Genomic DNA, 21,220 nt, shown 5'->3' with positions numbered 1-21,220 from the left:
CACACCACCAATCAAATTATTTAAGGCCTAGTTTTTGTCTTTTATTAAGTACAATTTCTTCAAGCTTATCTGCTGCTTTTACTACATCATCTTCAAGAACAAGTTTTCCACCAGTTAAAGTTTCAAGATCTTCAGTTAACACCTTTGTAACTACTTTGCTTCCTGTCACAAATGGAGGTATTGCAAGATGAAGTGGGAGTCCTAATGCTAATCCAAAAGCTCCATCAGCTAAAGCTTGCTCTTCTAGCCATTGTGGTGCAGAAAGTACAAGTGGAAGCTGTGGTATATCTATTCCTAAGTATTCTGCGAGTTCTGTAGCAACTAATTCTAATCTTCCTATAGCTAGACATGGTCCAAAATTCAATACTGGAGGAATTCCTAAGCTCTTACATACTTCTTTTAAGTTTTCTCCAGCAAGATCTGCTGCTGCTGGTGACATCAACCCTACATTTTCAAGTCCGCCACTTGAACATCCAGCTGAAAGCACAATTATATCTCTCTTTATAAGCTCTTTAGTAAGCTCTACTGTGAACACATCATGTCCCATAGCAGTAAGATTAGAGCATCCTACAACTCCAGCTACACCTTTAATCTTTCCAGCTGCAATTAAGTCTACTAATGGTTTCCATGTTCCCCCTAGGAAAGCTTTAAGTGACTCTTCACTTACTCCAGTTATTACATCATTGTATCCATGGTCTTGTGGCACATTTATCTTTACATTTCCTCTTCTTTCACCATAACTCTTAATAGCCTCATCTATTACATAATTACTTATTTCTTCTCTCTTTTCAAAAGAATATGCAACATATTCAGCATTTGCTTTTTTAGCTACATCATCTAAACATATCATTTTAACCTTAAATTCATCTGCGATAGGTTCGATACCTGGAAGTGTACAATTAAATTCTGAAACTATTAAATCTACTCCACCAGTAGCTATTAACGCCTCACTTGTAAAGTTATTGCCTGCATGTCCTGAGAATACTTCTTGATAATGCTCTCCTCTTAATTGTAAGTCCTGTCCTACACAAGTACATCCAACAAGTCTAAAGCCTTTAGCTCCAGCTTTTTTAGCTTTTTCTACTACTTTTTCATCTGTTAAAATATCTTGAAGATGTGATATTGTTGAATGTTGGTGTCCAGTAATCATAATATTTATATAATCAGTATCTACAACTTTAAAACCTACTTTTGCTGCTCTTATAGCAGGTTCTCCAAGCATAATATCATTTAATAAATTTGTAAGAGTTAGTCCGTAAAGTCCTGTAGATATTCCAAGATTTAAGCAATTTAATAACATATCTACTGGATCACTATTTAGATTTGTTGAAGTTTTGACTATAGCATCAAAAACCTCTGATTTAGCTCCTCCTGGCATTATATTAAGCTTCTTCCAGTTTTCTACTCTAGGTTTATATGCAAGTTTTTCTACTATTTCCATTTTTTCAAATCTAGGCTTATATAAGTCGCTAAGTACTTTGTCTGCTATCATTATTGCTTTCTTATGATTATCTGCTTCTTCTATTCCGAAAATTTGAGCTACTTTGTTTAAAGCATTAAATCCTTTAATTGTTCCTTTTGTTTCTCCTATTGCTTTCAAATTTCTTGCTGTATTTTCAACTATGTGCAAATAACATGCTGACCCTGAAGCTACAGCTCTTAAGAAATTTCTAGCTACTATTGTGTCTGCATTAGCTCCACATATTCCTCTTGGTGATTTTGGCGTTATTCTACAGGGTCCATTTGCACATAATCTACAACATACACCCTGTTGTCCAAATCCACATTTTACCTTTTGGCTTTCTACTCTATGATGAGAAGTTTCCATATCCATAGAGTCTATAAATCCTTCCAAAACCTTATCTGCTGATTGACAAGTTGTACAGTTTCCACACATTGACACAATAAATTCCTCCTTTTAGTCGGAAACACGGGTAATTAACCCTGTTTGCTCCCGCTCACAAATTAATCGTTAATAATTACTTATTTTAATTTTTTTATTTAAAATTAGGGTATTTTAATAATCTTATTTAATATAATTCTTAAACTATACCTGCTTGGTATAGTTTAAGAATAAACCTTTTTTTCCAATTTGTCAATACATTATCAACAAAAAAATAATATTTAACAATAATCTTTATCCAGGCATGAAATTTACGTAGATTAAAGCGCTATATAATGAACTGCATGGAGTTATTAAAAAGATATAAATCATACGAATTTATTGGATTTGCATAAGAATTTAATATTTACTACTTCTGATGCTGGGACTCAGAATAGCTTTGTTAAAGAATAACATAAAAGGTCACTTATTTTTCACAATAAGCAACCTTTTATACATATTTCGGTTTTTAAATTGCTAGAAGTATATCAAGCTCATTTTCATTTATTATTTCACTATTCAACAAGCTTTGAGCAACAGCCTCCAATTTGTCTTTGTTTAACAATATATAATCTAAAGTTTTTTTATAAATTTTATCTAAAATTTGTTTAGTCTCATTTAAAATCAATTCGTTTTGGAGAGAAATTTCTCTGTCATCAAAACTTACAAGTCCAAGTTTTTCACTCATTCCATATTTTGTTATAAGCGTTAAAGCCATTTTAGTTGCCCTTTGAAGATCATTTGATGCTCCTCCAGTAATATTTTGCTTTCCAAATATAATTTCTTCTGCGGCTCTCCCACCTAATAAACCACTAATTTTGTTTAAAATTTCCGTTTTAGTCTGAAACATTTTTTCATTTGGGTTTATTAGTGTATATCCTGCAGCTCCTTTTGTTGTAGGAATTATAGAAACCTTTGGCACACTTTCCTTATTTAATAACTTCGCTATAACAGTGTGTCCGGCTTCATGATAAGCTGTTATTTTTTTCTCTAAATCAGATATATTAGATCTATCTTTCTTTTCGTCTCCAGCTACAATTTTATTTATAGCCTTATCTATGTGTTTTAGGGTTATTTTCAAGTTATCCTCTTTAATAGCATATATGGCAGCTTCATTCATTACCCCTGATAGATCTGCTCCACTCATATAAACTGTTTGCTTAGCAACTTGGAATAAATCAACTTCTTCTGATAATGGTTTGTTTTTAGCATGAACCTTCAATATTTCATATCTTGAATTTAAATCTGGGAGACCAACCATTACATGTCTGTCAAATCTGCCTGCACGAATTAGTGCATCATCTAACATATCAAGTCTATTTGTAGCAGCTACTACTATAATGTTTTCATCATCTTTAAATCCGTCCATCTCCACTAGCAATTGATTTAGTGTCTTTGCATCTTCACTATTTCCTGAACCTTCTGCTCCTCTTTTTCCTCCAACTGCATCTATTTCATCGATAAATATTATGGCTGGTGCTTTTTTTCTAGCTTCTCCAAATAACTTTCTTATTCTAGATGCTCCAACTCCGACATACTTTTCAACAAAATTAGATCCACTAGTTGCAATAAACGCTGCTCCTGCCTCTCCTGCTAAAGCTTTTGCCAAAAGAGTTTTTCCTGTTCCTGGAGGGCCATATAATATTATTCCTTTAGGAATTTTCACTCCAAATTTCTTAAATTTATCTGGATCCTTTAAAAATTCAATTATATCCTGCATATTATCTTTTGCTTCTGCATTTCCTGCTACATCGCTAAATCTTACATCAATATCCTTAGACTCATTAAAATCTTCTGAAGTTTCCCCTCTGAATCCAGCCGGCAAAGCTTCTCTTTTCCTATATCTAGCTATCAACATAATTACAAAAAATATTAGCATACTAAATAGAATCGTATTCAATATTTTAGAGTAAAGACTAGATGATTCTTTAATTGTAACTTTATGTTCCATTAAATATTGTCTAAATTGAGGATTTTTCGGATTCTGAAAAGTAAATATCTTACCTGTTTTATCCTCAGCCTCAAGCACAGAATCTGTTTCATTATAATTTACAGATTTCACATTACTGCTTTCAACCATAGACTTAAAATCATTTAAATCTCTATCTGCATCCTTATAGTTATAAGCCACTGTATTTCTTAATGTTTTCAAATTACTCCCCAATTCAATATCAGGATTTTTCAAAACTGCAAAAGGGCAAATTATAATTGGAAGTAATATTAATCCCGACAATATAAAAGTTACAATTTTTTCCCATCTCATACTCAATACTCTCCTTTATAAAACTCATTTTTAGCGTATGTAATCGCAAAACAACCATATTTTTTATGATTTTCATCCCACTGATTATTATAGCTATTTTCATAAAAAAAGGTATAGATTTCATTAAGTTTTTTCCTTATTTAATAAAAAATTTATAATTTAATTTCTGGTCAACATTTTTAAAATACAAACTTTCTTTTCTATTTAGAATAAACAGAATTATGAGTTTAATTATTAATTTAATTATTATGCAATATTTCAAAATTTCACGCTTCAAGTTCTAATTATTTTGTCAATTTTCACAGCATATTTGTGTAAATTCTACAAAATATGATACAATATAGATAATTTACAATGGTAATTTTTTTATTTAAGGGGGTATTAATCTTGCTTAAAATAGATGAATCTATAAGAAATAGTTTAATTGTAGCTAGTATGTCTGAATGGATTTGGGAATACGACCTATTAACAAAAGAACTTGATAAAGCAGAAGCTTTGATTAATTTTTTAGGTTATGACAAAAATGAAGTCGAAAAAGGCGTTAACTTTTGGCTCACTCTCATTCATACTGATGACATTAAAGCTTTATTAAATGCTCTTAACGACATAGTTTCGAATAAAACCAATTATTTTGCTGTCACATATCGTATTAAATCAAAACATGCCGGATATAAATATATTAGAAGTACAGGAAAAGCTTTTAAAAATGAATATGGTAACAATATCTATATGGCAGGATACAGTATAGACATCTCTGAGCAAGTAAAAATCCAAAGAGAGTTAAGTGAAACCACAGAAAGAAACAAAAAAATTATAGAGTTATCCCCACTTGGTGTGTATGCCTATGAAAAAGGAGTTATTACTTATGTGAATGAATCAGGTTTAAAGTTATTTGGAGCAAAATGCGAAGACGATATAATAGGAAAATGTATATTGGACTTTGTAGATCCATGTTGTAGAAAAACGTCTTCTAAAAGAATAAAACTTTTAGAAAATGGTTATAAAGTTAACTCCAAGGAAATAAATATGCTTAAACTTAATGGCGATAAGATTATATGCGATGCTTATTCTACTTCAGTATCCCATGAAAATGAAACTGAAATTTTAAGCTACATTAAAGATATTACAGAACAAAAGAGAATGACTGAAGAAAACAAAAAACTTTTAGAATATACAATAGAATGTGATAGAGTTAAAACTGAATTTTTTAGTAACATATCTCACGATCTTAGAACTCCCTTAAATATCATTTTAAGCAGTATTCAGTTGTTAAACTATATTTATAACAATTCTGATAATAACTACAATGATTTTACTACTGCCTTTGAAAAATATATTAATATAATGAAGCAGAATTCTTATAGACTTTTGAAACTTATTAATAATATTATTGATATCTCAAAACTAGACTCCGGATTTCTTCACATGAATTTTTCCAATCATAATATCGTGGAAATAGTTGAAAATATCACTCTTTCTGTTGCAGATTATATTGAAAATAATGGTATTAACTTAATATTTGATACAGATACAGAGGAAAAAATAATAGCTTGTGATGCTGATAAAATTGAAAGAATTATTCTTAACCTTTTATCTAACGCTGTAAAATATACTAAATCTGATGGAACTATAAAAGTAGATGTAAAAAATGAAGAAAATGCTGTACTAATAATTATCAGTGATACTGGCTGCGGAATTCCTTCCAATAAATTAGAATCAATATTTGAGCGTTTTAGACAGGTAGATGAAGAACTTACAAGTAAATCTGAGGGAAGTGGAATAGGTTTATCATTAGTCAAAGCCTTAGTGGAAGCTCACGGCGGAATTATAAAAGTTTGCAGCACCTATGGTGTAGGAAGTACATTCACAATCTCCCTTCCAAACAAGACATCAGAAAACATAGAAATGCCTTCTACTTCTTCAAATGCATCAGCAACCGAAGAAAATTTTAACAGAAAAGTACACAAAATTAGCATTGAATTTTCTGATATATACTCATAGAAATTTTATAATTATATAAGCTATTTGTAACCTCCTAATAGTTTTCTTAATATTATATAGTACTACAATGAAACTCAAAGGATAAAATCGTAGATTACAAAATGGAGGAATAATTATGACAAACCTATATAACTATACCGATCGTAATTATTATTGCGGTATAGATATACGCAACTTGAGATTTATTGGACAAGGTCATCAAGGGAAGGTTTATTTATTGCCACCAAATAAAGTAATTAAAGTTTTTAACAGCAGTCATTCCTGTAAAAGTCAACTCCATATTTTACAGTGTGGAAGAAAAAGCAAGTTTTTTCCTAAGGTATATAGATATGATGATTTCTCTATTATTATGTCTTTCATAAATGGAGTTACTCTAAGTGAATATTTAAAAGATCATGATATAAACAAAAATTTATCCTTCCAGCTAGTAGAAATCTTTAATGATTTTGAGTCTTTAGGATTTACAAGAATAGATATACGTTTGGGGCATATATTTGTACAAGCTAATGAGTCTGTAAAAATAATAGATCCCAGAAAAAACTTTGAAATAGTTCAAAAGTATCCAATTTCAATGCTCAAAGGATTGAAAAGACACGGTGTTTTAAATAAATTTTTCAATATAATACAATATAAATATGCAGATCAATACAAAAAGTGGAAAAATTTTTTATAAATTTTGATATAGATAAATCCAAAACTCAACAGGATTGCTGCACTTATAGGTGCTCACGGCTGAAAGTTGACTTTCGGCCGTGATTGTCTATATAGTGCAACAAGTCTGTTTATTTATTTCCTGATTTTGATCTATATTCGTTAGGTGTACATCCTTCAAGCTTCTTAAATATGCTTCCAAAATAACTTAATTGATTATATCCCACCATTTTACTTATATCTGATATTTTCATGTTAGTTTCAATCAAATACTTTTTGGCATTATCTATTCTAAGTTTATTTATATAGTCTTTTAAGGACATACCATTCTTATCATTAAAAATTGTACTTAAATAATTTGGTGTTATAAAAAACATATCAGCAAGAAAACTTAAATTTATGTCTTGATTAAAATTGTTCTCTATATATAAGTTAACTTTCTGTATAATATCATATTTACCATTTAGCAATATGCTTTTTAATATCTTAATATTTTCTTTTGAAAACTCTATAAAGACTTCTTGTAATGTGCTGTAATTATTACAGCCTTTTATTTCTTCTTTATATTTATTTCTTATATTTAGAAACAATTTATCATCATTAGTTTCTTCATAAATAATTCTAGCTAAGGTTACTGCAAGTTCTTCAAAAGTTTCTTTTACATCTTCAATAGAAAATTCTTTTTCTCTGTAAATATTAATTTTCTCAGAAATGATTTTCTCGCATAAGGTTTCATCAAGTTTTTTAATTGTGTCTCTTAGTTTGTTCTCCATTTCAAGAGGATATTCAATATTCTGCCTGCTGTAAAAATTTCTAGGCTTAAATTTATGATTATCAAATCCTGAAGAAACTTGTGACCTAAGAAGTTTGATGTTGGCCTGTTTTAGTGCATCTTCTAAATACAGCTTCTCTTTGGCATTTTTAAGTATTTCATTATTTTTCTCTTTCAATTGTCTATCTACTAAATTATTTTCTATAATGTTAGAAATAATCCTAGATACTATACTTAGAGATTCCTCAAGGGCATAAAATCTACTTTTCATTATAATAGGTATTTCATTATAAGCAGCTAGCAATGGATCAATATTTTTAATTTTACGCTTATAATTATTTTCAATATTCCTTTTAATATCTACTGATTTATTTAAAAGAAAATGCCCACACTTTACATAACCTATAATCTCTTCTCCTACTAATATAGGAATTATTATAATTATTATATTATTGCAACATATAAATACTTTATCTAAACCTTTAAGCGCACTTTCATATTTATTCTGTCTTTCCTTGCAAACATTCATTTTTTTACACAAATCACAGAATCTATGTAAATTTATAGGTTCTGTAACATAATTATTGTTACTGTCAGTTATGCCCACTGAAAGCTTTAAAAGTTCAGATATTTCTTTTTGAATATTTTCCAACACTTCCCTATCTACAATATCCAATATATGTTTATTATTTGATACTGCCAAGCTTTGATGAACTTCTACTAGCTTAGATGGAGCATACGTTATCAAAAAAACCAAATCTTCATTTCCGGTATTTTCCACTTCATGTTCAGAATAAGGTGGACAATGTATAAGCATTCCTTTACTTACTTTTTCCTCTTTTCCATTCACTACGTTTAAACCAGTTCCTTGAAGTACATATAATATTTGCTCTTCTCCAAAGTGAACATGTCTAAGTTGCTTTTTCCCGGGAAAAAATTTAACTAAAGAAGCACTTAATCTTTGAGTTACTAGGTTAGAAGGTTCATGAAGCCAGATTACTTCACCCCAATCAAATTTTTGAATATCATGTTTATTACTGCAATATAGTTCATTTATCATATTATCACCAATCCTATGAATTAACACAACAATTTCAACTATATTATACAAATAATAAATCTAATTGTCCAACCAAAAAACCCTCACTTATATTAGTTGCAGGCTAATATAAGTGAGGGTTTTAATATATATAATTTTATGGAAGAGCTATTTTAATACTGCACCTGTATTAGCCGAAGTAACTAATCTAGCATATCTACCTAAATATCCTTTTGTAATTTTCGGCTCTAACTTAACAAATTTTTCTTTACGCTTTTCTATTTCTTCTCTGCTAATTTCTACATTTAAACTTTTGTTTGGTATGTCTATAGATATAATATCTCCTTCTTCTACTAACCCTATAATTCCACCATCCATAGCTTCTGGCGATATATGACCTATAGCTGCTCCTCTTGTTGCTCCAGAAAATCTTCCATCAGTTAGAAGAGCTACCTCTTTATCTAATCCCATACCTGCTATAGCAGCAGTTGGTGACAACATTTCTCTCATACCTGGACCACCTTTTGGTCCTTCATACCTTATAACTATTACGTCACCTTTGCTTATCTTTCCTCCGAAGATTGCCTGAACAGCTTCTTCTTCTGAATTAAAAACTCTTGCTGGACCTCTATGCTTTAGCATTTCTGATGCTACTGCTGATTCCTTTACTACTGCACCATCTATTGCTAAATTTCCTCTTAATATAGCAAGTCCGCCTTTATTACTATAAGGTTCCTCTATTGAGTGAATTACCTTGTTATCTTTTATAACTTTATCTTTTATATTCTCTCCTACAGTTTTTCCTGTAACAGTTAATGAACTTTCACATATAAGTCCTTTTTTAGATAACTCATTCATCATAGCTGGAATTCCACCAGCAAGATGTAAATCTTCTATATGATGCTTTCCACTAGGACTTAGTTTAGTAAGACAAGGAGTCTTACCACTTATCTCATCAAATAAATCTAAATTAAGCTCTATACCAGCTTCATGAGCTATAGCAGGTAAGTGCAATACTGTATTAGTTGATCCTGCCATCGCCATATCTACTGTTATCGCGTTCTTAAATGCATCTAAAGTCAATATATCTAATGGTTTTATATTATTCCTTAGAAGTTCCATAACTCTCATTCCAGCATACTTACCTAATTGCTTTCTTTCACCTGAATGAGCTGCTGAAGTTCCATTGTATGGAAGCCCCATTCCTAAGACTTCTGTTAAACAATTCATACTATTTGCAGTAAATAATCCTGAACAAGAACCACATCCTGGACAAGCTTTTTGAGCTACATCTTCAAGCTCAGCTTCTGTAATTTTACCATCATTGTAAGATCCAACTTTTTCTATGATAGTACTAAAATCAACATCATTTCCTTCATGTTTTCCTGCTCTCATTGGTCCACCACTTACAACTACAGCAGGTATGTTTAATCTAGCCGCTGCCATAATCATTCCTGGTACAATTTTATCACAATTAGGAATTAAAACTAAACCATCAAATCCATGCGCTATAGCCATAGCTTCTATAGAGTCTGCTATAAGCTCTCTACTTGCTAAGGAATATTTCATTCCTATATGCCCCATAGCTATACCATCACATACTCCTATTGAAGGAAACTCTATTGGCGTGCCCCCTGCCATAGTTACCCCTACTTTTGCTGCTTCAGCAATCTCGTCTAAATGAATATGCCCCGCTATTATTTCATTTTGAGCATTAACAATACCTATTAGAGGTCTTTCTATCTCTTCTTTTGTGTACCCCATACCGTACATTAATGATCTCGCTGGAGCTCCTTTTGCTCCTCCTTTAACTACGTCACTTCTCATGCTTGTCTCCCCCTAATAGTTTATTTATGATAAATACCTCATGTCTTAATTATATTTTCTTATAATATTAATAACTTACAAAGTTTATGCCTTTTTATTAAACTATTATACTGTTAATATATTACGATATACTATTAATTTATTAACATACAGATTAATTTATACACAAACAACTCTATAACTTAACTTATCTAAATTACTATTTCTATTTGAAATTTACTACTGTAAGTATAATATGAATTTACAACTAGCAATTCTGTAGAATTATAAATTAACGTTTAAAGTTAACAATCTATGTGTAAAAAAACAAAACAGACACTTAACTTATACGCAGGGAGATGTTACCAAAGCTGAAAGCACATATAAAAAGTTTTTATAGTGCTGAAGCCTGGTAACATCTCCCGGAGTATAAGTTAAGTGTCGGCCGTGTTTCCTTATACTACCGGATGCCACAGATCTACGGTAGTACCTTGTCCATACACACTGCTATAAGTAAGTCCATATTCGTTTCCATAATTTAATCTTATTCTCTCATTTACATTAAAAATTCCATATCCAAGTTTATTTGTAGCAGACCCGTTTCCTTTTAGCAATAAATTAATCATCTCGAGTTTACTTTCACTTATTCCTATGCCATTATCTATAACCTTGATATGTATTTTATTATTTTCTAAATTTCCTAGAATTACAATTTTGCCTTGTCCTCTTTTCTCCTTTATTCCATGATAAATTGCATTTTCAACTAATGGCTGCAACATTAATTTAATAACATTATAGTCAAGAATGTTTCTATCTATACTAATTTCATAATTAAGCTTATTTTCATATCTAACTTTTTGTATCATCAAATAGCTTTCTACATGTTTAATTTCCCCTCTTAATCTTATGATCTCATCTCCATTATTTAATCCAGTTCTCAGGAGACTGCTTAAATTACTAACCATTTGAGCAATCTCTTCAGCCTCTTTTTCTTTTGCCATCCATTGAATTGTATCAAGAGTGTTGTAAAGAAAATGCGGCTTTATTTGAGCCTGCAAAGTGCTTATTTCTGCCTTCCTTTTCTTTTTTTCTTCAACTTGTACTAAATTTATTAAAGTTTTAATCTCTTTAATCATAGTATTGAAAGAATTACCAAGTTCTCCAATTTCATCATTGTACTTATTATTAAAATGAACATTTAAGTTTCCTTCCTCTGCCATTTTCATAAGCATTCTCAACTTTGTAATCGGCCTAATAATTGACCGAGTGAAAAATATAGCCAGTATTCCTGCCAGTATTAAAGTTATCACAGCAATAATTAGCGAATAATATTTTACATAAGTTATAACCTTTTGAATTTCATCAAGGGGAAATACTCCTATGGTTTTCCACTTAGTATATTCTGAGGCTGTATTCATAATTTCATAGTCTTTACCTTTTATTTTTTTAATTGCAATTTCACTATTTTTATCACTAAACCATTGCTTATCTATCCTATATACTATAGAATTAACAGGCGAATATACTATTTCTCCTTCCGAATCTGTAATATAAACAAAGCCTGTTTTGCCAGGCTTAACATTTTCAATGACCTGTTTAATAACATCCAGTTTCATATCTATAAGTATTACTCCAACACATTTTCCCGTTCTATTGTCTATAACTGCTTTCGACATAGATACTACTTCATCGGCACAATAATTAAAAACATTATTGATATTTCTTCCTACAGGTTTACTGAAAAGGTTTATACTCTTAGGATTTTGAATAGCTTTTAAATACCATCTTTCATTTGTAAGAGGATCCCTTGATATCCTATACATGATGTCGCTGACATAAACATCATTCTCATTTACTATCATTATACCTGCCATTTCTGGATGCAGCTTCACAAAACTATTTATGCTACTATAAGCGTCATTATTTATGGTGCTATCGTTAGAATTATTATTTACCTCGTCACTATTTAAAAATCTTAATACTTTAGGATCATTAGATAAGTAATTTATTATATTCTCTGTATCTCTAATGTAAAAATCAATATTACCACTTATCTGTTTTATCATTTGCTGAGTGTTTATATTTTGCTCATCACCCATGGAATTTCTGTACATTAAATTACCTAAAAGGGTTATTGTTATGGTAGGAAATAAAATTACCAATAAAAAATAGAAAACTAACTTAACTCTCATACTTTTGTTTAAAAAAGAATTTATAATGTCTTTCAATTTTATTCCCTCCAACTTTATACATTATGCTATAAATTTTAAATTCATCTACTATAATTTTAGATTGTCTATTCACATTTTTCAAGCTTTTACACCAACAACATTATGTCAGAGGACAATTGTCCTCTGTCCTCTAATTAAAAAGGTGATCAGTACTAAGCCTAATCACCTTTTATATATATTATCAGGGAAAATTATATATATCATTATCTAACTTATAACAACTTTTTTCTTTTCATCTCTAATAACAATAATTCTTTGTAATACTATAAACAAGAATAACAACATACCTACAGCAATTTTGGTCCACCATGAATTAAGTGTTCCATCAAACATTATAATACTTTGGATTATACCTGTAGTTAAAACGCCAAACATTGGCCCTATAGGATAACCTGAACCACCTGTTAAGAGTATACCTCCAATAACGCAGGCTGCAATAGCATCCATTTCCATACCATTGCAATGTAAACCATAGCCCGAAAGAGTATATATTGTAAATAATAATCCTCCTAAAGCTGAGCAAAAGCCTGATAAAGTATAAACAAGTATCTTTGTCTTTCCTACATTAAGTCCCATAAGCATTGCTGAATTTTCATTACCACCGATTGCATATACAGCCCTTCCAAATTTAGTATACTTTAATACATATACCGCAGCAGCTACTACTATTAGGCTCACAACTACATTAATTGATACGAATGTACTTGGTGCAACTGGTATTCTAAAGGAAGATATCTTCGTAAATACCGGATTATCAATAGTAATAGTATCTATACTAATAATATAGCTTGCACCTCTTGCAAAGAACATACCTGCCAAGGTTACAATCCATGGATGAAGTTTAAATTTTTGTATTAGTACACCTTGAACTGCTCCAAAAATAACTCCAACAACTAGTGCAAAAGCTATAACGACAAAAGGATTTAATCCATTTTTCAATAAACTTGCAGTTATCATACTTATAAAGGCTACCATAGCCCCTACTGAAAGATCTATACCACCTGTAAGTATAGTGAGTGTTTCACCAATAGCTATAACAATCAAATATGCATTATCAATAAAGAGATTGGATAAAACTTGTCCCGAGAAGAAACCATTATACATGATGGACCCAATTAAGAATAATAATACAAATAATGCAATTGTAGCATAAATTGAAATATAAGCTGAGTTCAATTTAAATCCTTTCTTCTTATGGATTGCTGCTTCACTCATACTCCAGCCACCTCTTTTTCCTTATATTTTTTAGTGCTAACAGATTTTTTCCCTTTTAACATTTTTCTAAATTCATCAGATTGTATAATACATACAACAATAACTACTATAGCTTTAACAACAAGAGTAATTTCTGGAGGCACTCCCATACTATATATAGTTGTAGTTAAAGTTTGTATAAATAATGCTCCTACTACAGTTCCACCTAAGTAAAATCTACCACCTGCCATAGAAGTTCCACCAATAACTGTAGCTAAAATTGCATCTAGTTCCAGCCATAAGCCAGCATTATTAGCATCTGCACTTTTTATGTTAGAACATATTATTATACCTGCAATACCTGCAAGAATACCACAAATAACATAAAGTGAAAAAATGACTTTCTTAGCATTTATACCTGAATACCTACTTGAAGTGCTGTTAACTCCTATAGATTCAACAAACAAACCCAAAGCTGTCTTTCTAATCAACCAGTATATAGCAAAAGTAATTATAGCAGCTATATATATAGCAACCGGCAAAAACCAGTATCCTGTACCTATAAAAATAAAGTTTTCATTTGTAAAAGTTAGTATTTGGCCTCCTGTAATTAGCTGCGCAATACCTCTCCCTACAATATATAGTATCAAGGTACCAACCATAGGTTGTACTCCAATGTATGAAACTAGGAAGCCATTCCATATACCACAAACAGCTCCTACTACTACTCCTGCTAAAACAGCTACCGGAACTGAACCTCCATCTACTATAACTGTTGCTGAAACAGCTGCACTTATAGCAATTATGGAACCAACTGAAATATCAATACCTTGAGTAGCAATTACTATCGTCATACCTAAGGAAATTAATATAAGTGGAGCTGCACGATTAAGTATATCTATTAAATTTCCAAATAAATGTCCATCTTTAATAGTTATGCTCATAAATCCTGGCCTTACAAAGAAATTTACCAAAAGTAACACAATTAAAGATATCAAAGGCCAAAATATCTGCATTCTATAAAACTTTTGAAAAATGCTATCTGATTTGATATTACTCATTGACTGCTCCTCCTTCCGCAATTATCTGTAATATACTAGCTTCCTGTATATCTTCTCCTACTAATTCTCCTATAATCTTTCTATCCCGGAGCACAAGTACTCTGTCACAACAACTAACCATCTCCTGAAGTTCAGAAGATATAAATATAATTGTCATACCTTCCTTAGCCAATTTTATAATTAATTTCTTTATTTCATCCTTGGCTCCTACGTCAATACCTCTTGTAGGTTCATCAAGAATTAATAACTGTGGATCTGTCGCTAACCATCTTGCAAGTATAGCTTTTTGTTGATTTCCACCACTTAAATTATCAATTCTCTGTTCTGTACCAGGGGTTTTAATATTTAATAATTCTATATATTTATTTGCTATCTCCTGCTGTTTCTTCATTGGGATATACTTGAATATACCCTTATTTGATTGAAGAGATAACACTATATTCTCTCTTATTGTTAATTGTCCAACTATACCTTCAATTTTTCTATCTTCTGGACAAAAAGCTAAGCCTTCTTGTATAGCTTTTTGAGGATAAATATACGAATATTCTTTTCCGTTAATATTGAGCATTCCATGATCCGACTTATCTATACCGAATAGTAATCTTGCGGATTCGCTTCTACCTGATCCGAGTAATCCTGCTAGTCCTAGAACTTCTCCTTTTCGAATATCCATATCAATGGATTCTATAGTACCTTTTCTTCCAAACTTTTTAGCTTCTAATAAAACTTCACTCTTATCTTTTATATTGTATTCACGAGCTACATCACTAGATTTTTTCAGCTCTTCATAATTTTTTCCTATCATTTTAGAAATAAGTTCCATCTCCGGCAACTTATCTGCATCATAGGTTCCGATATAACCTCCATTTCTAAGTACAGTTATTCTATCAGATATTTCATATACTTGATCCATAAAATGGGTTACAAATACCATTGACATTCCTTCTGATTTTAATTTTCTCATAACCTTAAACAATTGTTTGACTTCATTATTATCTAAACTAGATGTAGGTTCATCAAGTATTAATATTCCCTTTGATATATCAACAGCTCTTGCTATTGCAACCATCTGTTGTATAGCAACAGAGTAACCAGATAATACCCTTTTAACATCTATTTTTAGATTAAGTCTTTCTTCCAAAAGCCTTTCAGCATTTTTGTTCATTGTGTTCCAATCAATGCCTCCATTTTTCATTGGTTCACGACCTATATAAATATTTTCGGCTACAGTTAGATTGGGACACAAATTTACTTCTTGATAAACAGTACTTATTCCATTCTCTTGAGCGTCACGAGTAGAAGTAATTCTAACTTCTCTTTCATTTAAAACTATAGTACCTTCATCTATTTCATATACTCCTGTAAGAACTTTTATTAGAGTTGATTTTCCTGCTCCATTTTGTCCCATAAGAGTGTGTATTTCACCTTTCCTAAGTTCAAAATCAACATTTGAAAGGGCTTTAACTCCAGGGAACGACTTACAAATGCCTTGCATCTTTAAAACTACATTACTATCAGACATTAATTTTCCCTCCTTGTCACATAAAATGACAGTACTAAGTAACTATTCATCAAATCAAATATAAATATTTATAGTATAAGAGCTGGAAACAATCCCGCTCTTATACTATAAACCTGCAATTTTAGTATTTTCTATTTGGTAATTCTGCTTTAGCTTGATCTTGAGTGAATACGCCTTCTTTAGATTTTACGTTTTTGTCTTTAAGATTTCCTGATAACACTTGTTTTGAAATGTCTAGTAATTGTGGTCCTAAAAGTGGGTTACATTCAACTATACCATTAGATTTTCCATCAGCCATTAATTGGAACATATCTTTGATACCATCAACTGAAACTATGAATATATCTTTTCCTGGTTTTTTACCATATTCCTCTATAGCCTGTATAGCACCAACAGCCATGTCATCGTTATGTGACCATAAAACATTTATTTTGTCTCCATCTGATTTCAAGAAGGCTTCCATAACCTCTTTACCTTTTGCACGTGTAAAGTCACCAGTTTGTGATTTTATAATTTTATAGTTTGGACAATCTTTTATAGTTTCATCAAATCCTTTTTTACGTCCTACCATTGCTGTTGATCCAACAGTACCTTGAAGTTCTGCTATGTTAAGTTTTGCATCCTTGCCAAATTTATCTATTATAATTTTAGCAGCTCTTTTTCCTTCTTCTTCCATATCCGAGCCTAAGAATGCTGTAATAAGAGACTCATCTGCTACTTTTACGTTTCTATCTACTATAATAACTGGTATTTTATTGTCTTTAGCTTCTTTTAATACTGTATCCCAACCATTTTCTACAACTGGGTCTAATGCGATAATATCCACTTTTTGTGCTATAAAGGATCTTATAGCCTTTATCTGATTTTCTTGCTTTTGTTGACCATCAGAAAATTTCAATTCAAAATTTGGATCTAATTTAGGAATTTCTTTTATTGAAGCAGTTTCTGCAGTTCTCCAACCACTTTCAGCTCCAACCTGAGCAAAACCTATTACTTTTTTCTTTCCTGATGTACTTGAAGATTGTGAACCTGATGTAGAAGTACTTTGACCTCCACCACATCCAGCAAACATACTAACGGATAAAACCGCTGCAGCTGCTAAAGCCGCTAATTTTTTAAGTTTCATTTTTTAATTCCCCCTTAATAACATCTTGTAACGTTTACAATTATAATTATACATTGACTTTTTAAAACTGTATTTGCATTAATCAGTACTTTTGTATACTTTTCGATTAAAAAATTAAAGAGGCTGTTGCACTTAAGTGCGACGACCTCCTTAATATTAATATTTTCTACCGATAATCTCTTTATATGGAAATTCTTCAGTAAATATATTTTCTGAATTTATAATTCTTAGCGGTACCTCAAAGCCATTAATTACCTGTTCCGCCGTTTTGACTAATTGCGGTCCAATAAGCGGATTACATTCAACCGTCCCATAGATATCTCCTCTTTTAACAGAAAACAATGCTTCTTTAGTAGCATCTATCCCTAAAACTACTATGTCTTTTCCTGGAACTAATCCTTTCTCCTTTATAGCATCTACTGCACCGATAGCCATGTCATCATTTTGTGCAAACACTACATTTATTTTATTCTTATTATCATCTAAAACTTTTTTCATTGCCTCTTTTCCAGCTTTATAATCAAAATCCGCTGTACAAGATTGTACTATTTTATAATTTTTATAATTTTTGATTATCTCTTTAAATCCTTCTTCTCTATCAATAGTCGGAGTTGCTCCTGTAGTTCCTTTGATTTCTAATATATTGGCCTGTTTATTATCTTTAAAACAATCCGCCAGCAATCTACCTGCTCTCCTTCCTTCCTCATAGAAATCAGAGCCAATACTACACACCCATAGAGAATCATCTGAATCTACTGTTCTATCATTTATAATTACAGGTATCCCTGCATTCTTAGCTTCTTTTAAAACATCATCCCACCCAGATTCAACCTGAGGAGAAAAAGATATAATATCCACTCTTTTTTTTATTAACTCTCTTATTAAATTTTTTTGATCTTCCTGTGTGGTGCCAGATTCCAAAAATACTAAATCCATTCCAGCCTTTTTTGCTGCTGTTTTAATAGACTTTGCACTTGCATCTCTCCACTTACTTTCGGATTTTAGTTGAGCATATCCTAACATAATCTTTTTATGACTTGCTGGTTTGGTCTGTTTATTTTGTAAATATGTATCTACATTTGACTTAGTAATTTTATCACTTCTAAGAATTATTTTTTTTGGTATATCTTCTTTTTTATTTAAAATATCTAAAGCATAATCAACCGCTTCTTTTCCTCCTGTTGGGCAAGTGAATGTACCTTCGAGAACTCCTTGTGAAACCAAACTTAAACCACCGTTTTCTCCTTCAAGTCCATCCACTCCAATTATTTTTATATTTTTTATTCCTAATTCATGTACAGCTTTATATGCTCCAAAAGCCATATAATCATTATGAGCAAAAATAATATCTATATTATTATCTTCTTTGAGAATTTCTTTAACCTTGTCCTCCGATTCATCCCTTTGCCATTCACCTATAATTGTTCTGGATACTTCAATATTGTTGTAGTTCTTGATAGCTGCTCTAAACCCTTTACTTCTTTCTACAACCGGATTCGAATCCAGGAGTCCTTGAATTTCTATAACTTTAACATTATTGTTTTTAGCAAAATCTATTACTAGATTTCCCGCTTGTCTACCTATTGATTCATTGTCTGGACCAATATATAAAGTATAGTCATACCCTTCTACTGCTCTATCAAGTACAATTACAGGTATTGATTTATACGCCTTACTTACCACTGGTGTTAGTTCTTTAGAATCATTCATAGATACAATTAATAAGTCTACACCACTTTGTACCAATTCATCAATATCTCTCTTTTGTTTTTCAGTATCTCCACCAGCATCTCTGTAAACTATTTTTACATTTTTGTATTTTTGTGCTTCCTTTATAATCTCTTCATTCATAGAAATTCTCCAGGGTTCTGTTAAATTTGCCTGAGACATCCCAATGACATATTGAACTTCTTCTGACTTATTTTTTGCATTAAATTTTATAATGACAATAGTTAATATTAAAATGATGAATAGTGTTGCAAAAATAATTTTCTTTTGTTTAATGTTTATAATCAATTAGATATACCTCCTCTAAATTCCGTTGGAGGAAAACCCATTATTTTTTTAAAAGCTTTACAAAAATAATGTTGATTACTATATCCAACTAATTCTGCTACCTCATAAATTTTTACTGTAGGATCTTCCATAATACACATTGCTTTATTAATTCTTACACTAGTAACATAATCAATAAATGACATTCCTATTTGTTGCTTGAGAAGCTTGCTCAGATAAGACGAACTTACATTAAATTCTTTGGACACTTTTTCCAAATTCAAATCGTTTACACAGTAATTTTTACATATATATTTCATCACTAAAAGAACTACTGGTTTATATTGTGTTTTCTTATTTATATCATTAATTAATGATATATAACAATCTCTTACAGTTAAGATATTAGATACTTTTTTTTGATCCACTATTGCAGTATAATGTAAGTAATCATATATCTTTTCTTCTATTAAAGCTCCTACATTGTGCCAGCTTTTATTTTGATCTATGTTCATAATAACTACAATATTCCCATCATCATCAGTAAAAGTAAGTATAGGCTCTGGTTTATTTAATACTTCGCAAGCTATATTTATAATAGCAAAATTAAGCATTTTTTTGTCCCAACTCTTAATAGCTACACCTAGTGCTAACCGCTCAACTACCTTAATTACTATTAATCCAACATCTTTTCCAATATTAATGTTAAAAAAATCTAATTCATCAATTAATTGTTCATGTGTCAATTTGCCGCTTAACCAATTGTTTAAGAATGATTGTTTAAGTGCACTAGAATTTTCCTCCAAATGCTTATTTGTCCACTCTAAATAATTTCTCTTTTCTTGAAATTTATTTAATTCTTTTGTGGCTCTCAAAATTACTCCCTCTAGCATTTTGCTATCTACAGGTTTCAAAATATAATCAAAAACTCTAAGCTTTAGTGCTCTTTGTGCATAACTAAACTCATCATAACCACTGATTATTATGATAATTGAGTTACTTACACTGGATTTTATCTTTTCTATAAGATCTAGCCCATTTAAAAAAGGCATACAAATATCGATTAAAATTATATCTGGCTTTTTATCCTCTATAATTTTAAGCGCTATTTCTCCATCTTCTGCCTCTCCTACAATTTCTATATTCATATCACTCCAATTAAGTGAATTTTTCAAACCTTTTCTAATCCTTGCCTCATCATCTGCAATAAGTAACTTAAACATCCACCTTTAATCCCCCTTTAAGGCCTATCGATATATAGTAATTAAGTTAAATTATACCATACATAATTTCTATTTAAAATAATACACTATTTTAATTTAGAATTCCATTAACAAAGTTATTATTGATGAATAATTACTTCTTATTTCAGATTGCAACCCTATATTACATATATTATACTTTGACCAATGTATAATATATGTAATATAGGGTTGCACGGCCGAAAATTAACTTACATTCCGTCATATGTTTCCAAGCTTCAGCACGATAAAAACTTTTTGTCAATCTAAAGCTCAGTATTTTGAAAATCTAAGAATCTTTGATAAACTCGTACCTCAAACATATCAAAGACTCTAAGATTTTCTAAAATACTGAGCTAAGGTTGACTAAAAAGTTTTTATATGTGCTTTCAGCTTTGGAAACATATCCCTGCGTATAAGTTAATTTTCTGGTCTT

At 30.8% G+C, this 21,220-nt stretch carries 13 protein-coding genes; 2 read left to right on the top strand and 11 right to left on the bottom strand.

The annotated features are described in order from the left end of the window. Positions 1–16 precede the first annotated feature (16 nt). Complete coding sequence (cooS, locus tag I6U48_RS22460; protein WP_218322717.1) at positions 17–1,903, bottom strand: anaerobic carbon-monoxide dehydrogenase catalytic subunit; 1,887 nt, start codon at positions 1,901–1,903, stop codon at positions 17–19. A gap of 448 nt (positions 1,904–2,351) precedes the next feature. After that, a complete protein-coding gene (locus I6U48_RS22455; RefSeq protein ID WP_246615503.1) occupies positions 2,352–4,145 on the bottom strand; it encodes an ATP-dependent metallopeptidase FtsH/Yme1/Tma family protein in 1,794 nt (597 codons plus the stop codon). A 387-nt stretch (positions 4,146–4,532) separates the two neighbouring features. Here I6U48_RS22455 and I6U48_RS22450 point away from each other — a divergent pair, with 387 nt between their 5' ends. Beyond that, positions 4,533–6,146, top strand: a complete 1,614-nt coding sequence (locus I6U48_RS22450; RefSeq protein ID WP_218322716.1) for a PAS domain-containing sensor histidine kinase — start codon at positions 4,533–4,535, stop codon at positions 6,144–6,146. A gap of 115 nt (positions 6,147–6,261) precedes the next feature. Beyond that, on the top strand, positions 6,262–6,819 hold the full coding sequence (locus tag I6U48_RS22445) for a serine/threonine protein kinase (RefSeq protein WP_218322715.1): 558 nt from the start codon (positions 6,262–6,264) through the stop codon (positions 6,817–6,819). 109 nt (positions 6,820–6,928) lie between these two features. On the opposite strand, the gene I6U48_RS22435 is transcribed toward I6U48_RS22445, so the two are convergent. The 9 genes from I6U48_RS22435 to I6U48_RS22395 form a co-directional block, all read right to left on the bottom strand. Continuing rightward, positions 6,929–8,629, bottom strand: a complete 1,701-nt coding sequence (locus I6U48_RS22435) for a PocR ligand-binding domain-containing protein (protein WP_246615502.1) — start codon at positions 8,627–8,629, stop codon at positions 6,929–6,931. A gap of 147 nt (positions 8,630–8,776) precedes the next feature. After that, a complete protein-coding gene (ilvD, locus tag I6U48_RS22430) occupies positions 8,777–10,435 on the bottom strand; it encodes a dihydroxy-acid dehydratase (protein ID WP_218322714.1) in 1,659 nt (552 codons plus the stop codon). Between the two features lie 434 nt (positions 10,436–10,869). Continuing rightward, the gene (locus I6U48_RS22425; RefSeq protein ID WP_312891117.1) at positions 10,870–12,642 is read right to left on the bottom strand and encodes a sensor histidine kinase; all 1,773 of its coding nucleotides are present in this window, start codon (positions 12,640–12,642) and stop codon (positions 10,870–10,872) included. Between the two features lie 210 nt (positions 12,643–12,852). Next, complete coding sequence (yjfF, locus tag I6U48_RS22420) at positions 12,853–13,860, bottom strand: galactofuranose ABC transporter, permease protein YjfF (protein WP_218322713.1); 1,008 nt, start codon at positions 13,858–13,860, stop codon at positions 12,853–12,855. Continuing rightward, a complete protein-coding gene (locus I6U48_RS22415; protein ID WP_218322712.1) occupies positions 13,857–14,900 on the bottom strand; it encodes an ABC transporter permease in 1,044 nt (347 codons plus the stop codon). Before I6U48_RS22415 ends, yjfF begins: the two co-directional genes overlap by 4 nt. Further along, positions 14,893–16,422 carry a sugar ABC transporter ATP-binding protein gene (locus tag I6U48_RS22410; protein ID WP_218322711.1) on the bottom strand — a complete coding sequence of 510 codons (1,530 nt, stop codon included), beginning with the start codon at positions 16,420–16,422 and terminating at the stop codon, positions 14,893–14,895. Before I6U48_RS22410 ends, I6U48_RS22415 begins: the two co-directional genes overlap by 8 nt. 121 nt (positions 16,423–16,543) lie before the next feature. Next, the gene (locus I6U48_RS22405) at positions 16,544–17,548 is read right to left on the bottom strand and encodes an ABC transporter substrate-binding protein (RefSeq protein ID WP_218322710.1); all 1,005 of its coding nucleotides are present in this window, start codon (positions 17,546–17,548) and stop codon (positions 16,544–16,546) included. Positions 17,549–17,704: 156 nt separating this feature from the next. After that, on the bottom strand, positions 17,705–19,564 hold the full coding sequence (locus I6U48_RS22400; protein WP_218322709.1) for a substrate-binding domain-containing protein: 1,860 nt from the start codon (positions 19,562–19,564) through the stop codon (positions 17,705–17,707). Then, positions 19,561–20,766 (bottom strand): response regulator transcription factor, encoded by a 1,206-nt coding sequence (locus I6U48_RS22395; protein ID WP_218322708.1) that lies wholly within the window; start codon positions 20,764–20,766, stop codon positions 19,561–19,563. The genes I6U48_RS22400 and I6U48_RS22395 overlap by 4 nt, the downstream gene beginning before the upstream one ends. Between the last annotated feature and the right edge of the window lie 454 nt (positions 20,767–21,220).

Source organism: Clostridium thailandense (assembly GCF_019207025.1).
GTDB classification, from domain to species: domain Bacteria; phylum Bacillota; class Clostridia; order Clostridiales; family Clostridiaceae; genus Clostridium_AM; species Clostridium_AM thailandense.
This window is presented reverse-complemented; position numbering and strand designations above follow the sequence as displayed.

Coding starts and splice junctions, on each gene's coding strand:
- ilvD (WP_218322714.1), bottom strand. CDS start 10,435: ATGAGAAGTGACGTAGTTAAAGGAGGAGCAAAAGGAGCTCCAGCGAGA.
- I6U48_RS22455 (WP_246615503.1), bottom strand. CDS start 4,145: ATGAGATGGGAAAAAATTGTAACTTTTATATTGTCGGGATTAATATTA.
- I6U48_RS22415 (WP_218322712.1), bottom strand. CDS start 14,900: ATGAGTAATATCAAATCAGATAGCATTTTTCAAAAGTTTTATAGAATG.
- I6U48_RS22410 (WP_218322711.1), bottom strand. CDS start 16,422: ATGTCTGATAGTAATGTAGTTTTAAAGATGCAAGGCATTTGTAAGTCG.
- I6U48_RS22445 (WP_218322715.1), top strand. CDS start 6,262: ATGACAAACCTATATAACTATACCGATCGTAATTATTATTGCGGTATA.
- yjfF (WP_218322713.1), bottom strand. CDS start 13,860: ATGAGTGAAGCAGCAATCCATAAGAAGAAAGGATTTAAATTGAACTCA.
- I6U48_RS22435 (WP_246615502.1), bottom strand. CDS start 8,629: ATGATAAATGAACTATATTGCAGTAATAAACATGATATTCAAAAATTT.
- I6U48_RS22405 (WP_218322710.1), bottom strand. CDS start 17,548: ATGAAACTTAAAAAATTAGCGGCTTTAGCAGCTGCAGCGGTTTTATCC.
- I6U48_RS22395 (WP_218322708.1), bottom strand. CDS start 20,766: ATGTTTAAGTTACTTATTGCAGATGATGAGGCAAGGATTAGAAAAGGT.